This window comes from Ekhidna lutea, from assembly GCF_900188325.1.
GTDB lineage: Bacteria > Bacteroidota > Bacteroidia > Cytophagales > Cyclobacteriaceae > Ekhidna > Ekhidna lutea.
In genome coordinates this window covers 632,898-647,834 of record NZ_FZPD01000002.1, presented here as the reverse complement: position 1 = coordinate 647,834, position 14,937 = coordinate 632,898, and the positions used below count along the sequence as shown (strand labels likewise).

General features: G+C 41.2%; 18 protein-coding genes. 6 read left to right on the top strand and 12 right to left on the bottom strand.

Annotated elements, in window-relative coordinates; all coding sequences use genetic code 11:
• The first annotated feature begins 122 nt into the window (after positions 1-122).
• Positions 123-542 carry an arsenate reductase family protein gene (locus CHB71_RS06665; protein WP_089356115.1) on the top strand — a complete coding sequence of 140 codons (420 nt, stop codon included), beginning with the start codon at positions 123-125 and terminating at the stop codon, positions 540-542.
• Here the strand turns inward: CHB71_RS06665 and CHB71_RS06660 are convergent.
• Genes CHB71_RS06660 through CHB71_RS06650 form a run of 3 tightly spaced genes read right to left on the bottom strand, consistent with a single transcriptional unit; the run spans position 539 to position 1,836 of the window.
• Positions 539-1,072 carry a hypothetical protein gene (locus CHB71_RS06660; RefSeq protein ID WP_089356114.1) on the bottom strand — a complete coding sequence of 178 codons (534 nt, stop codon included), beginning with the start codon at positions 1,070-1,072 and terminating at the stop codon, positions 539-541. The two genes, CHB71_RS06665 and CHB71_RS06660, sit on opposite strands and share 4 nt — an antisense overlap.
• Before the next feature lie 30 nt (positions 1,073-1,102).
• Positions 1,103-1,429: a HesB/IscA family protein gene (locus tag CHB71_RS06655; protein WP_089356113.1), complete on the bottom strand. Its 327-nt coding sequence runs from the start codon at positions 1,427-1,429 to the stop codon at positions 1,103-1,105.
• On the bottom strand, positions 1,429-1,836 hold the full coding sequence (locus CHB71_RS06650) for a hypothetical protein (RefSeq protein WP_089356112.1): 408 nt from the start codon (positions 1,834-1,836) through the stop codon (positions 1,429-1,431). The genes CHB71_RS06655 and CHB71_RS06650 overlap by 1 nt, the downstream gene beginning before the upstream one ends.
• 212 nt (positions 1,837-2,048) lie before the next feature.
• Between CHB71_RS06650 and mce the strand changes: the two genes are divergently transcribed.
• Both mce and thiL read left to right on the top strand, forming a co-directional pair.
• Complete coding sequence (gene mce, locus CHB71_RS06645) at positions 2,049-2,450, top strand: methylmalonyl-CoA epimerase (protein ID WP_089356347.1); 402 nt, start codon at positions 2,049-2,051, stop codon at positions 2,448-2,450.
• A gap of 181 nt (positions 2,451-2,631) precedes the next feature.
• Positions 2,632-3,663 carry a thiamine-phosphate kinase gene (thiL, locus tag CHB71_RS06640; RefSeq protein WP_089356111.1) on the top strand — a complete coding sequence of 344 codons (1,032 nt, stop codon included), beginning with the start codon at positions 2,632-2,634 and terminating at the stop codon, positions 3,661-3,663.
• 287 nt (positions 3,664-3,950) lie between these two features.
• Here thiL and CHB71_RS06635 read toward each other — a convergent pair whose 3' ends face one another.
• Positions 3,951-4,520 carry a YceI family protein gene (locus CHB71_RS06635; protein WP_089356110.1) on the bottom strand — a complete coding sequence of 190 codons (570 nt, stop codon included), beginning with the start codon at positions 4,518-4,520 and terminating at the stop codon, positions 3,951-3,953.
• A gap of 116 nt (positions 4,521-4,636) precedes the next feature.
• Between CHB71_RS06635 and CHB71_RS06630 the strand changes: the two genes are divergently transcribed.
• Both CHB71_RS06630 and CHB71_RS06625 read left to right on the top strand, forming a co-directional pair.
• A complete protein-coding gene (locus CHB71_RS06630; RefSeq protein WP_089356109.1) occupies positions 4,637-5,200 on the top strand; it encodes a DUF3109 family protein in 564 nt (187 codons plus the stop codon).
• A 93-nt stretch (positions 5,201-5,293) separates the two neighbouring features.
• Positions 5,294-6,337: an AI-2E family transporter gene (locus CHB71_RS06625; RefSeq protein ID WP_089356108.1), complete on the top strand. Its 1,044-nt coding sequence runs from the start codon at positions 5,294-5,296 to the stop codon at positions 6,335-6,337.
• A gap of 106 nt (positions 6,338-6,443) precedes the next feature.
• Here the strand turns inward: CHB71_RS06625 and CHB71_RS06620 are convergent, their stop codons facing one another.
• The 8 genes from CHB71_RS06620 to pdxA all read right to left on the bottom strand — a co-directional run bounded on the left by CHB71_RS06620 (position 6,444) and on the right by pdxA (position 13,963).
• Positions 6,444-8,534, bottom strand: a complete 2,091-nt coding sequence (locus CHB71_RS06620; protein WP_144017346.1) for a c-type cytochrome — start codon at positions 8,532-8,534, stop codon at positions 6,444-6,446.
• An 86-nt stretch (positions 8,535-8,620) separates the two neighbouring features.
• On the bottom strand, positions 8,621-9,967 hold the full coding sequence (accC, locus tag CHB71_RS06615; protein ID WP_089356106.1) for an acetyl-CoA carboxylase biotin carboxylase subunit: 1,347 nt from the start codon (positions 9,965-9,967) through the stop codon (positions 8,621-8,623).
• An 11-nt stretch (positions 9,968-9,978) separates the two neighbouring features.
• A complete protein-coding gene (gene accB / locus CHB71_RS06610; RefSeq protein WP_089356105.1) occupies positions 9,979-10,458 on the bottom strand; it encodes an acetyl-CoA carboxylase biotin carboxyl carrier protein in 480 nt (159 codons plus the stop codon).
• 66 nt (positions 10,459-10,524) lie between these two features.
• Positions 10,525-11,088, bottom strand: coding sequence for an elongation factor P (gene efp, locus CHB71_RS06605; RefSeq protein WP_089356104.1), 564 nt, complete (start codon positions 11,086-11,088; stop codon positions 10,525-10,527).
• A 24-nt stretch (positions 11,089-11,112) separates the two neighbouring features.
• Positions 11,113-12,111 carry a beta-ketoacyl-ACP synthase III gene (locus CHB71_RS06600; RefSeq protein WP_089356103.1) on the bottom strand — a complete coding sequence of 333 codons (999 nt, stop codon included), beginning with the start codon at positions 12,109-12,111 and terminating at the stop codon, positions 11,113-11,115.
• An 11-nt stretch (positions 12,112-12,122) separates the two neighbouring features.
• A complete protein-coding gene (rpmF, locus tag CHB71_RS06595) occupies positions 12,123-12,314 on the bottom strand; it encodes a 50S ribosomal protein L32 (RefSeq protein WP_089356102.1) in 192 nt (63 codons plus the stop codon).
• A gap of 24 nt (positions 12,315-12,338) precedes the next feature.
• The gene (locus CHB71_RS06590; protein ID WP_089356101.1) at positions 12,339-12,851 is read right to left on the bottom strand and encodes a YceD family protein; all 513 of its coding nucleotides are present in this window, start codon (positions 12,849-12,851) and stop codon (positions 12,339-12,341) included.
• 68 nt (positions 12,852-12,919) lie between these two features.
• Positions 12,920-13,963 carry a 4-hydroxythreonine-4-phosphate dehydrogenase PdxA gene (gene pdxA / locus CHB71_RS06585; RefSeq protein ID WP_089356100.1) on the bottom strand — a complete coding sequence of 348 codons (1,044 nt, stop codon included), beginning with the start codon at positions 13,961-13,963 and terminating at the stop codon, positions 12,920-12,922.
• Between the two features lie 214 nt (positions 13,964-14,177).
• Between pdxA and rsmA the strand changes: the two genes are divergently transcribed.
• Positions 14,178-14,936: a 16S rRNA (adenine(1518)-N(6)/adenine(1519)-N(6))-dimethyltransferase RsmA gene (rsmA, locus tag CHB71_RS06580; protein ID WP_089356099.1), complete on the top strand. Its 759-nt coding sequence runs from the start codon at positions 14,178-14,180 to the stop codon at positions 14,934-14,936.
• The last annotated feature ends 1 nt before the right edge of the window (position 14,937 follow it).

Genomic DNA, 14,937 nt, shown 5'->3' with positions numbered 1-14,937 from the left:
CAGTTGTATATACAACTTTACGATAAATATTTGATATAGTTGCTATTCATTTTAATTATTTTGAAATATGAAATGAAAATGTATGTTGGAAACAATTTGACCTTAAAATCACTTAATAGGGTATGAAGGTTAGCAAAAATGAAATACTCTACATATATGACTCATCTGATATTCAGCAGAGAGAAGGTTTAATTTATGCTAAATCGCTAAGACATTACGAAACCAAAGAGTTGGATATCAGGCATGATAAAATCACACAACTTCAACTTAGCAACCTGGCCGAAAAGCTTGGAATCAAGGCTAAAAAATTAATCAACGTTGACGGGGAGATTCAATTAAGTGAAGTCATGGAGTTGGACAGTCATGATTTTTTAGATTATCTGTCTTCAAATCTTGAAATGTTAAAAACTCCCATTGCAGTGTATCACGATCATGCCTTATTTGTAGAATCGCAATATGAGTTGATTAAAGAAGATGGAATTAATAGTAGAACGGATGTTCAAACATCAAAAACATTGAAGCAGCGAGAAACCAGGGATTAATCTAATTTGATCGGCTGGTCAGTTCCATATTTTTGAATCTTCCACCTTTCACCATAAACAGAGGCATAAATGATCTCTATTTCCGGTCTATGGACTCTGGTAGTATCTCCTCCAGAAAACCAAGACCAAAGTTTGGTTGCATTTGTACTATCGTCCAAGGCTTGAACTAGATTAATTTGCGTTCCGGCCGGTACCAGCCTGCCCTTGCGGATGTTTGAGTGACCAAAGCGAGTGATCGTGTCAATTGGATCAACCACATTTCTGGTAAATTCTGCCGGGTCAAGCTGATAAACACTGTCTTTATATAGAATGCTGACTTCTTCAATAAATGCAGGGCCAATACCATTATTAATTAGAATTAGCCGGTACGAGTCATTATTTGAAGAATTCCACAATTCTAAGTAGGGGAGTACAGATGCATATTGCTGTTTTCTGAAAATATCAGTTTGATAGATGATGGTGAATAGCGTTCCTAATGAAGCAACAATAGCAACAATACTAATCCAACGATCGGAAGACCATTTTTTCATGCGACTAAAATAGTCACATCTCTTAAATTTCTATACTGAAAAACTCTCTCCACATCCACAGGTTCGGGATGCATTTGGATTTACAAACTGAAAGCCTTTGCCATTTAGCCCGTCAGAGAAATCAAGAGTCGTATTAAGCAGATATAGCAAACTCTTTTTGTCTACCAGTATTTTCACACCTTTATCTTCAAACACTTCATCAGCTTCATGAATCTCCGGGTCAAAAGAAAGGTCATACATTAAGCCCGAGCATCCGCCTCCTTTTACAGAAACACGAATGTTGTTCTCCAGGGATTTACCCTCTTTAGTCAGCAAGGTTACGATCTCTTCTCTTGCTTTGTCAGTTACATTTATCATCAGGCTACAGGATTTAATACTATGCTAAATACAGTCAAATTATTCATATCTCGGCCATAATACAGTTTGTCCATGGCGTCATACATGTTTTTTGCGCGGAAATAGGACGTCTGAAGTTCATTCATACCTTTCATCATCCACTGAATGGTAAAAGAGCTTTCCTTGTCTTTATGGGTGCGTACATAATCCAACATCTTGTGAAGGACATCCATCTTATCAAATCCCGTTATGGTTTTGAATAAGAATGACTGGTTATGACGAGGATTGATTGTGATCAGGTCCAGCTTCACTTTCCCATCATTGTTGGCAAATTCAAAAATCACCTCATCACTTCTTAGTCCCAGGAAGTTCTTTATTTCATTCTGAATCTTCGCCGATTCTACATGTACGTCAGATCGTAGCTCCATTTCCTTTAATTAATCGGTAAACTTTTCAGATCGACTGAAAGTTCCTGCATTTTTGCAAACTTAATAATAATGAGCATGATGCCTGCCTTTTGTCAACTGCCTGTCCGGTAGGCAGGGCAGACAGGCTAAACCCAATTATTGAGACAAATTGTACATACATAGCTGAAAATCTGCCATTTGGCTCACCTGTCAGCTTTAATGAATTAATAAAAATGTGGAAAAACGTTGAGCATATTGGCATAGCAGTCAAAAACTTAAATGATTCAAACAAGCTTTTTGAAACTCTTTTCAATAAATCTGCTTACAAAGCTGAGGAAGTAGAGTCTGAGCAGGTAACCACTTCATTTTTCCAACTCGGAGAAACAAAAATTGAGTTGCTTGAGGGAGGAAGTGACAGTGCCATTGCGAAATTCATTGAAAAGAAAGGAGAGGGTATTCATCACATTGCTTTTGAGGTGGATGATATCTATGCGGAAATGGATAGACTGAGAGCAGAGGGTTTTCAGATATTGAATGAAGAACCAAAAAAAGGTGCGGACAATAAGTTGGTTTGTTTTGTCCATCCAAAATCAGCCAATGGTGTGCTGGTGGAGTTGTGTCAGGAAATTAAGTGATTTTTAATCGCAGAGGGCACGGGGTATTTCGCGGAGAGCTCTGAGCTTTTTGAGTATTTCACAAATTTCTCGGCAGTTGAGGTTTATATAAAAAAGTAATAGAGAAACTGATTTTTTTTTGCAGGTGACTTCTCTGAGGTCTCTGTTTACTCTCAGTTTTCTCTGAGGTTAAATATAAAATATGAGCGAAGAAAAACGTACAGAAATAGGCGAAATAGGTGAGTTTGGTCTGATCGATCGAATTGCTGAAAAGTTTGAGCCTAAGAATGAAAAAACGGTCAAAGGTATTGGTGATGATACGGCTGTTTATGATTTGGGTGACAAATACCTCCTTACCACCTCAGATATGCTGCTGGAAGGTGTGCATTTCGACCTTTCGTACATGCCTTTGCCCCATTTGGGTTACAAGGCGGTAGCCGTTAATGTCTCGGATATTGCCGCCATGAATGGCATACCCAAGCAAATAACGGTGAATCTGGGTCTAAGTAATCGGTTTTCTGTTGAAGCTGTCGAGGCTCTTTATGAAGGTATCAAAGCGGCTTGTGATGAATACAATGTTGATTTGGTAGGAGGGGATACTACATCATCTTCAGCTGGATTGGTGATTTCAGTAACAGCCATTGGTGAAGTTGATCGTGACAAAGTAGTCTACCGTAACGGAGCAATGGAAAACGATATTCTTTGCGTTACCGGTGATCTGGGAGGGGCGTTCGTGGGATTGCAAATTTTGGAACGCGAAAAGGCTGAATACCTTGCCAACCCGGACATGCAGCCAAAACTGGATAAGTACGATTATGTGGTGGGACGACAGTTAAAACCTAAAGCTCGGATGGATATCATACACGAGTTTAAGGATCTGGGGATTCAACCAACCTCCATGATTGATGTATCAGATGGGTTAGCTTCAGAAGCATTCCATCTTTGCAAGCAGTCTGGTTTAGGAGTGGCGATCTATGAAGATAAAATTCCTATTGAGAAACAGTCTTTTGAAACAGCCGCTGAGTTTAGCATTGATCCAAATTCGTGTGCGCTTAATGGTGGAGAAGATTATGAACTGCTATTTACCATAGGGCAAGATGATTTCGAGAAGATTAAGAATCACGCAGATATTCATACCATTGGGTATATGCAAGCGCAGAAGAAAGGCAGAACGTTTGTAACCAGAAATCAGAATGTGGTGGAATTACAGGCGCAAGGATGGAAGCATTTTTAAGCTTCTCTACTGCGTTTTTCTTCAATAAATTGCCTACAGTTATCTTTACTACCAAGGAATAGTAGACTTTTTCCTCTGTAGACCCTCCATTCATTCAATGATTTGTTGTAAACCAATTTGAGTGGGTACAATTTTAAGCGGTTATTAAAGTTCATGCATTCACAGGTTGATGACTGCAAAGGTGGAATCATCAAACTTTCGATTCCTGCATGTTCTATTACAATTAGATACAAAAAAAGGACCGCCCGATTGCTCGAAGCGGCCCATCACCTAATCACTAACCTACTTTACTTACTCGCAACTAAGCTCACGCTAAGTTCAAAATTGTCATATATCGTTTTATCTCCAAGGTTATCAAAAAAGCTACCTGATCCATACCGAACGTCGAATTTTGATCGGTCGATTGTGAGGTCAGCTGACGCGGTAATCTTTCCATCTTTTTCTTCAACATTAGCTGTAAATTGAATCTCCTCTGTGTTCTCTTTAATGGTAATGTTTCCTATCACTTTGTATTTACCGGGTCCTTGAGGAACGGCGCTTGTGATCACAAACGTAGAAGTTGGGTATTTTTCCACTCCAAAGAAGTCATCAGACTTCAAGTGACCTTCCAGTTTGCCTTTATATTCTCCTGAAAGGTCTTTATCTTCAATTGTAGTCATATCAATGGTGAATGTTCCGCCTGTAAGCTGTCCATCTTCCATTTCAAGCTTGCCTTCTTTCAATTCAATCACTCCATTGTGTTGGCCTGTTACCTTTTTGCCAACCCATTCTACAGTGCTTTCTTCTGCGTTTACTTTGTATGTTTCTTTTGCTTCATTGCTTAGAAGCGCTGCGAAAATGATAAATGCTTTAATCATGGTTTTTAATTGTTAAGTTTTCTTTTCTCAAATTAAATGTATGTACATATAATGTATAAGCGAATAACGTGCTCGATACAAATTAGTTCCATAATTTTGAAGAAAAATTGAAGGTTATGATCGAGGTAGGCAAGACGTTGGTTTCTGATGATGTGATAGAGGAGGCATTTGTATGTGATTTAACCAAATGCAAGGGGGCCTGCTGTGTAGAGGGGGACCTGGGCGCTCCACTTTTGAAAGATGAGCTGCCCCGAATCGAAGAGGTTATTGAGCTTGTAAAACCTTACCTGACTCAGGAAGCCATCGATGTATTGGAAAAGGAGGGAGGCTACATCCTGGACGAGGACGGAGATTACTCGACAAGCACAATTAATGGAAAAGAATGCGCATTTGCTTTCTATGATGAAAATAAAGTCCTGAAGTGTAGCATCGAGCAAGCACATAAGGATGGCAAAACCGACTGGAAAAAACCAATCTCCTGCCATTTATACCCGATTAGAATTTCAAAACTTCCTGATTTCGAAGCACTCAATTATGATCGGTGGCAAATCTGTTCTCCCGCATGCGATCTCGGAAAGGAGCTTAAAGTGCCTGTCTACAAATTCCTCAAAGATGCCCTGATTCGAAAGTACGGAGCGGATTGGTACGCGGAGTTGGAGGAGCGTGTGAGCGAGGCTTGAGTTGTTGATTTTACTCAGATTCTTTTGAAAGAAATATGGTGAACTAAACCATATCAATAAGCATTACTCTTCATTATAGTCAATTCAATACGCATGAACGATAGAAAAACCACCAACATCCTACTACTAATTCTTGTCGTGCCACTGGTGTTTTATTTGCTTAAAACGCTTTCTTTTATTTTCATTCCATTGGTTTCTTCAATGTTCATTGCATTGCTTTTTTTACCTCTAATGAGATGGTTTAAGAAGAAACGTGTGCCCAAGATCTTGAGCATTACGATCGTAATCCTAATAATTGCAACTTTCTTTAAGCTAAGTGGTGAATTGATTCAACTTTCGAGCCGTGAAATCTTAGCAACAGACAATGCCTTTTTTGAAAAAGCGAAGATCAAACTCACCACATTATTGAATTCGGTTGAAGTATTCTTTGGTGTTGATTTTTTGCAAGGAGAAGACACATTAGGTTCATTGATTCAAAAAGATACGATCATCAAAAATTTTGCTCCTACAGTAAGCTTCATCACTGATACTGTATCTATGACACTTGTCACGATATTCTTTGTAGTACTCTTCCTGGCAGGTTCCATTGATATGCAAAAGGTATTGAATAGCACGATTCTGAAGCAGCACTTTTCATCGGTCAAAACCTTCATGAAGATAGAGAAAGAGTTGATTACGTTTATTAAGGTAAAATTCTTTCTAAGCTTATTCACTGGCATAGGTATAGGAATTGCCTGTTGGGGTTTCGGTGTAAGCTTTCCCATCTTTTGGGGGTTGTTTGCATTTATGATCAATTTCCTTCAGATGATTGGATCGGTAATCACCGTAGTACTTCTTGCAGTTTTTGCTTTTGTAGAAATAGAAGCAGCATCCATGCTTTTTTTATTCGTTCTTACTACAACAGGAGTTCAAACTTTATTTGGAGGTGTTTTAGAGCCTATTTTTATGGGAAAATCATTCTCAATCAATGTGATCACGATCTTGATAATGCTGATGCTTTGGGGATATGTTTGGGGAATCCCGGGCTTGATCATGTCTATTCCTATTACCGTGTTTCTTAAAATACTTTTTGATCAATCTGAAAGCACAAAGGTTATTTCGGAATTAATATCTGGTAAGTCAAGAAGTTTGGCTTGATACGAATTGTTTCGAGGTATAAAAGGAAATCCTTAAGCAACTAGGACGAGGCTGAGCATTTCTAAGAAGCCTTGTCTTAGAAATCAGATACTTCCAGACACAAATTTCAATTCCCATGCTGCACAGGATAACCCATTTGGGCCCAAACTAAGATTCCTTCGTCAATGATGGCCGTATTTTTAAATCCATGACGCTTTAGGGTGTTTACTACACGTTGGGAAGCTGCATGAGGACAAGCACAGTATACGAAAATCATTGTGCTGTCATTCGGCAGGTCATTTACAAAATTTTCGGGCTCCTCATAGTATGGGACCGGAATAGCGCCAGGAATGTGAGTTTGGCGCCAGGCCACCTCAGACCGTGCGTCCAGGATCACCATTCGGAGGCTGTCCTCCATGGCTTCCATTACTTGTTTTGCCGGAACATACTTCCCTTCCTTAAGTGTGAATTTTGGAGATTTCCTTTCAGGATTCAATACATACTTTTCCGGAGGTGGAATGGTGAGCGTGTCAGCCTGAGGTACATCCCACCCTGACGCTCTACTTCTGAGAAAAGCAGTAACAGCATCTATTTCCTCGCTTTTGAGTGTCTCATTAAATGCAATCATTGGTGTACCATCCCTTCCCTCTGTAATTGCATATCGAAGAAAGTGATCGGTAGCTGTTGCTAAGAGCATGGGGTTTCCCAGGGCAGGAGCTGTAACCCCTTCACCATCCGCGCCGTGACAAACGGCACAGTCATTGGCATAGATGGTTTTTCCCAGCTCCAAATTTCCTAGGACTGGCTCTCTGGACAATTCAATAGGCTCATTTACTTCACTTGTTTCATACAGCCATTGTAATAAAATCTCAATGTCAATGTATTCCATCGGACCGCCTTGCCGATCCAAATATCCAGCCATTGCTGTACCTGAGCGACCATATTGGATGGTATATCTTAGGAAATTGGAGGACTTGCTTGTTGCCAATAAGGACTGAGAACGAAGGGAGGGAGCATTGTCAGCTGCATACCCTTCACGATCTGCCCCATGACAGAGTGCGCAGTATTTTTCGTACATACCTGCTGCATGAGATGCCGCGGCACTATCCAGTTCATCATCTGGTCTCAGCATCTTAGCCATCAATGCCTGTTCATCCGGTTCCTGTACAAACTCCAACTGTACGCCATAAGCATGCTCTTGCGATATTATCAATTTTGATGTTTCCATCGTCAATGCTACCTCAGGCAGACGTTCTTTGAGATAAGTGTGTGTTGAATCAATGTTGGCAACTTCCAATTGCATAGCCATTACTCCGGGCCCCCGATCGCTAAGAAATTTTGAAACTGAAGGATCTGTTGAGAGGACTCCTATGATATGTATTTCCTGATTTCGAATGAGTTGATAGCGAGCAATAGTGTCATTTGCTTCCAACTCAGTGAATCCCATTTGCTGAAATTCCTTTCTGGCTGCTTGCACATTTTCAACTGCAATTCTTATCGCGGATGTACCCACAACTCCATTTGGATGCTCGTTATATCGTCTGCCATAACCGTAATAAGTTCTCCATTGCTCTTGTGATTGCTTATAGTTAAAGTCTGAGTACTCAACAAACCTGGGAAGGTGTGCTGGTGGGTTATTTGAATCAAAATCGAGGCTATAGCTTTCAGGTTCACCATCATCCCACGACCAGCCTTCAGGTGCTTCTTCAGAGCTTCTATGTGATTGGATAGAATCCAATTCGAAACCTTTTGAAGTAAGCCACATTGATGTTGAATCGGTAGAAGAACTTGACAATGAGAACACTCTCACACCTGTGTTGGATTTCAGAAATGATGTAATAAATGAAGGTTTTAGACCGTCCACAGAATCATTCAGCGAAAGGAGTTCGATAAAAGACATGTCAGCCAGTCCAGCTGAAGCTACTATTGTTCCCATGAACTCTCCTTTCTCAACGTCATCTACATCAAAGCCTAATGTAGTTGAGAAGTAGCTTTTAGCTGAATCGAGATCATCAACTATTAGTGTAGCGCTATTGATGCCATACCCTTTCCCAAATAGAAATGGTTTTTCTGCATGCTCATTTTGGCAGGATGAAACAAATCCCACTAAAAAGATTAATACTACAAGCTGTGAGTGTAAGAAACACTTTCCCAATAATGATTGGGTGAGGTTGAAATAGTCGTTCATTACTTGAAGGTGAAACAGGTAATATTCCATTAAATATAATGAATCCAATCCTCTGTTAAACAAAAACCCCTCACCATTCCTGGCAAGGGGTTTCAATATTATCAAAGCTTTCTAGGCTATTTCAACACACTAAAGTCCCAGGTATCTAGATACTTCGTGGTGAAGTTCCCGGACCTAAACGCTTTGTCATCCATCATTTTTAGGTGGAATGGAATGGTCGTTTTGATGCCTTCAATCACCGTTTCCTCCAAAGCCCGCTTCATCTTAATAATAGCTTCCTCTCTGGTTTGTGCACTCACGATTAACTTACCGATCATTGAGTCGTAGTAAGGAGGGATGGTGTAGCCAGCATATACATGACTGTCGATTCGAACTCCATGTCCTCCCGGGAAGTGAAGGTTCGTGATTTTACCAGGGCTTGGTCGGAAACCATTTGCCGGATCTTCGGCATTAATCCTCACTTCAATTGAATGCAATTGAGGGTAGTAATTTCTTCCTGAGATAGGCTCACCAGCAGCCACTTTGATTTGCTCTTTAATCAGGTCATAGTCCGTTACTTCCTCAGTGATCGGGTGCTCTACCTGAATACGCGTATTCATCTCCATGAAGAAGAAATCGCCATGCTTATCTACCAGGAATTCTACAGTACCTGCTCCTTCATACTTAATAGCTTCTGCACCTTTAATCGCAGCAGCTCCCATTTTCTCTCTCAATTCTTGAGATACGATAGGGGAAGGCGTTTCTTCAATCAGCTTTTGGTGTCTTCGCTGGATCGAGCAATCTCGTTCAGAAAGGTGACAGGCTTTTCCATTGCTGTCTCCAACGATCTGAATTTCAACGTGACGAGGTTCTTCCACGAATTTCTCCATGTACATCCCATCATTTCCGAAAGATGCCGCAGCTTCCTGACGTGCACTATCCCATGCTTTTTTGAATTCCTTCTCTTCCTTGATCAGTCGCATCCCTTTGCCACCACCACCGGCGGTCGCTTTGATCATCACCGGGTAGCCAATCTCTTTCGCGAGACTCATGCCTTGCTCAGCGGATTCAAGTAACCCTTCAGATCCAGGTACAACGGGAACACCAGCAGCAATCATGGTGGCTTTAGCTGTTGCTTTATCACCCATTTTACTGATCATCTCCTCACTTGCCCCGATGAACTTGATGTTGTTTTCAGCACACACTCGTGAAAATTCTGCGTTCTCAGATAAGAACCCATATCCCGGGTGGATTGCGTCTGCATTGGTTACTTCTGCAGCTGCTATGATGTTAGGAATCTTGAGGTAAGAGTCCTTTCCCGGAGGTGGGCCGATGCACACAGCTTCATCAGCGAATCTTACATGTAAGCTATCAGCATCTGCTTTGGAGTAAACAGCCACAGTCTTGATGCCCATTTCCTTACATGTACGGATAATACGTAATGCAATCTCGCCTCTATTGGCAATCAATATCTTGTTAAACATAGGGTGGTTGTTTATGAAGGTTCAACAAGGAAAAGTGGCTGATCGTACTCTACTGGTTGCGCATTGTCAACCAATACTTTTACGATTTTACCGGACACTTCCGATTCAATTTCATTGAATAACTTCATCGCCTCGATAATACAAACGGTATCACCGGCGCTAACAGAGCTTCCTACTTCTACAAATGCAGGTGACTCAGGGTTTGCAGATCGGTAGAAAGTACCAATCATTGGAGACTTGATTTCTACAAGGTTACTATCAGAAGCCGGCGCACTACCTCCATCCGCTGCTGGGGCAGGAGCTGCTTGAGGAGCGGGTGCTGGCGCTGCAGCCGGTGCTGGTGCAGGAGCCGCCTGAGGAGCTGATGCGATTATATGCTGCTCAGCACTTCGCTTGATGCTTACCTTGAAATCATCTGTTTCGATATTCACTTCTTCCAAGCCTGATTCAGAAAGGAAGTTTATTAATTCTTGTATTTCTTTGGCCTTCATAGGTTAATTGTTGATTAATAAAATCTTAAGAACTAAGGTATAAAATTTCTTTTTGCTGAGCGCAAATTACTTCACGCGCTCTACATAACTCCCGTCAACAGTATTGATTTTGATCACTTCATCCTGATCAATAAACATCGGCACCTGAATGGTGGCACCAGTCTCAAGTACTGCATTTTTCGTAGCGTTGGTTGCTGTATTGCCCTTCACGCCAGGGTCTGCTTGCGTAACAGTCATGATCACATGCTGCGGTAGTTCGCATCCCAGAATCTTTTCTTCTTCGGCATGGAAGAGGATTTCTACCTCTTGTCCATCCTTCAAAAATTTAGGTGCGTTGATTAAGTTTTCCTGCACAGCTACCTGCTCGTACGTGTTGGTGTCCATGCAGTGATACCCCATGTCATCCTTGTACAGAAACTGGTATGGTCTTCTTTCTACACGCGCCGTAGTGATTTTATGACCTGCAGAGAACGTATTGTCAATCACCTTACCTGTAGTGATACTTTTCAATTTTGTTCTTACAAATGCAGGACCTTTACCTGGTTTCACGTGTTGAAACTCTACCACACTGAACAGATCGTGATTAAATTCTATCACCAATCCGTTTTTGATATCTGAAGTAGTTGCCATGATGTATTAAGCTATGTTAGTCAATTATTTTGGATCGTAGGCCCATTTTATCCAAATGGCCCCCCACGTAAACCCGCCACCAAATGCAGCAAGGATTAGGTTGTCACCCTTTTTTAGTTTGCTTTCGTAATCCCACAAACAAAGAGGAATGGTGCCGCTCGTTGTGTTTCCATATTCTGAGATGTTGAGCATTACCTTCTCATCACTCACACCCATTCGGTTGGCCGTCGCATCAATGATGCGCTTGTTTGCCTGGTGAGGCACCAGGTATGCAACGTCATCAGCGGTCAGGTTATTTCTTTCCATCACCTGAGCAGCTACGTCGGCCATATTCTTTACGGCAAACTTGAATACAGTAGAGCCCTCCTGATAAGCAAAGTGTTCTCGGTTCTTTACAGTTTCTTCTGAAGCGGGACGTCTGCTACCTCCGGCTTTCATGTGAAGAAATGGCTCACCTGAACCGTCAGATTTAAGGACAGAATCCTTTATTCCATAATCTTCTTCAGTAGGCTCCAGTAAAACAGCACCAGCGCCATCTCCGAAGATGATACAAGTAGCTCTGTCCTGATAGTCTACAATGGAAGACATTTTATCAGCACCAATCACCATTACCTTCTTGTACTTCCCAGTCTCTATAAACTGAGAGCCGGTAGCTAATGAATAAAGGAATCCGGAACAAGCAGCCTGGATGTCGTATCCAAATGCATTTACCGCACCGATCTTATTGGAAATAATATTGGCAGTGGCAGGAAAAACAAGATCTGGTGTTGTAGTCGCACAAATCACCAGATCAATATCTTCTGCTTTGGTATTGGTTTTTTTCAGGAGACCTTCAGCTGCTTTTACAGCCATTACCGAGGTACCCTGATCTTCACCTTTAAGTATATGCCTCTTTTTGATGCCTGTTCGGGAAGTGATCCACTCATCATTGGTGTCCACTATCTTTTCAAGATCCTTGTTGGTCAACACGTCCTCAGGAACGTAACCATGTACGCCAGTAATGGCTGCTTGAATTTTAGGCATCTGGACTTAGCTTAGGCTAAAACTTCTTTTTCCATCACCACTTTACCTTTATAGTAAAGTTTGCCTTCATGCCAGAAAGCTCTGTGTGGAAGGTGTGCCTCTCCTGTAGTCGGGCAGATCACAAAGCTCTTTGGAGTTGCTTTGTAATGCGTTCTTCTCTTGTCTCTTCTGGTTTTCGAAATTTTTCGTTTTGGATGCGCCATCTTCTTTCTCTATCTAAATTTTTCTTATTTCAATTTCTTTAGGGCTTCCCATCTGGGATCAGTACTTTCTTCTTGTGACTCCACCTCTGTTTCCGAAACGTAAATCATTTCGTCACTGTCAGGTTCATTCTGGAATTTTGGATGAAGTTTCTTCATCGGTACTTCCAGGCTAATTGATTCGTACAAAAACGTTGAAATATTGATTTCCTGCTCACCTTTTAAAATTACAAATACATCCTCACTCAATTCCTTCTCCTCATCTCCGTATTTGTAAATGACTTCCTTATTTACTGAAATAGGAAAGTCAAAAAGCTCGAGACTTCTGTCACATTCCAGTTCAATAGCTCCCTCAATGGTTAAATTGAGAGTGATCATTGAATCCGTTTTTGTCAAAACCACGTCACAAGTGCCTTTGCCCTTGCTTACCAGGCTATTTTCGAAATGTGAGAAAAATTCATCGTCAAAGGTGAAATTGAAGTCGTGAGTGCTGTTACTCAGTCCGAAAATCTCAATTTTAAACGCTTTCAAATCCTTCATGTCCGTCCACTTCCCGGTAAAGACCCGCAAATTTAGATAGAATCCAAGTACTACAAAAGGTTTATGAGTTACTTTTCATCCGCACTTTCATACTGATTTTCATTTCGCTGGCGAATAATGTCATTGGCGAGGTAAAGCGCGTTGCGAAAAGAGGTCTCATCTGCCTCATTTTTACCTGCAATTGCAAAGGCTGTTCCATGATCTGGAGAAGTGCGAACAAACGGCAATCCGGCCGTATAATTGATACCTTCCTCAAACGCCAGTGTCTTGAAAGGAATGAGCCCCTGATCATGATACATTGCGAGCACACCATCGTATTGCTTATAGGTTTTCATACCAAAAAAACCGTCTGCAGGAAATGGACCCATGACAATATGATGTCCACTCTTCACTTCATTGATGGCAGGAATAATCACTTTCTCTTCCTCATCACCAAGCAAGCTATTCTCACCTGCGTGTGGATTTAGTCCCAATACCGCTACTTTGGGTTTTTTTATACCAAAATCCTTCTGCAATGATTTGATCATCTTTTGCAGTTTGATCACAATCTTTTCTTTCGTCACTTTCTCACTCACCTGATTGAGAGGGATATGTCCTGTAACAACACCGACACGTAGCGTATCGTGAACCAGAAACATCAAGCTTTCTGCTTCCCCCGCTTCTTGTGTGAGATATTCCGTGTGCCCTGGGAATTTAAAATCATCTGACTGCACAAGCTCTTTACTCAATGGGGCAGTAGCTATCGCATCTATTTGTCCTTCCTTCAGATCTGCAACTGCTTTTTGTAGTGACAATACTGCGTACTTCCCGCCGATCTCATTGGCTTGCCCGGGATTGATCTCAACAGTTTCATCCCAGACATTTAATACATTGACCTTTTTGTGTACTACCTTATCGATGCTCGAAATTTGCTGGTAGTTAAAGTTTTCTTTATCCAGGCCTTTGCGATAGTAGGAAATTACTTTTCCTGATCCGTAGATAACCGGTGTGAACTGTTTTAGAATGCGATTGTCTTCCAGCGATTTGATGATGACCTCAGGGCCAATACCATTAATGTCCCCAATGGTGATTCCTATGACAGGTTTATTTTTTTTGCGTGATGATTCACTCATTTTGAAGCAGTACTTTTATCAAATCGGAAGTTATTTAGAAAACTTCGATCAATGTCGTTTAGTTAAGATTTTCTTACCCTCAATCCCTAAAGGGATGACTTAAAGATTTTAAAATCATTTCCCCTTTAGGGGTAAGGGGTTCTTATCAAATTGATGCAAACTTTAGTTAACTAAACGGCATTGATTCAGGACAATAATATAAACAGCAAATAAATTGGCAAGCGTAAAACCAAAGAAACATTTAGGTCAACATTTTTTAAAGGATGAAAACATCGCTTTGAAGATTGTGGATGCATTGAAAAATGAAACCAACCTTCCGGTGTTGGAGATAGGCCCGGGAACAGGTGTGCTCACCAAGTACCTGATTGAGAACAAGAAGCACCAATTTTATGCACTCGATGTGGATACCGAATCCATTGATTACCTCAGAACTAATTATCCACTGCAGGCCAATCAGTTTCTTTTTCAGGATTACCTGAAATATGATGTGCCCTTTGATCGATTCAATGTAATAGGAAACTTCCCTTACAATATTTCCTCACAGCTCTTCTTTAAGATTTGGGACGATAGGGAAAAAGTGGATGAAGTGGTCTGTATGATCCAGAAGGAAGTAGCAGATCGGATTTGTGAGAAGGAAGGCTCAAAAACGTATGGAATTCTAAGCGTGCTGTTGCAGGCATTTTTTGATATTGAATATTTGTTCAAAGTACCTCCCGGTGTTTTCAATCCACCGCCTAAAGTTCAGTCGGCGGTTATACGGCTGAAGCGAAATAAAGTAGACAAACTTTCCTGCGACGAAAAGCTTTTTAAACGGGTGGTTAAGGCAGGTTTTGGCAAGCGAAGAAAGACCTTGCGCAACGCACTAAAAGACCTAAATTTGCCTGACTCTGTCGCTGCTCTCGATGTGATGAATCAAAGAGCGGAACAGTTGTCTGTTCAAGAATTTATCTCGCTTACTGAAAAAATTTCCTGAT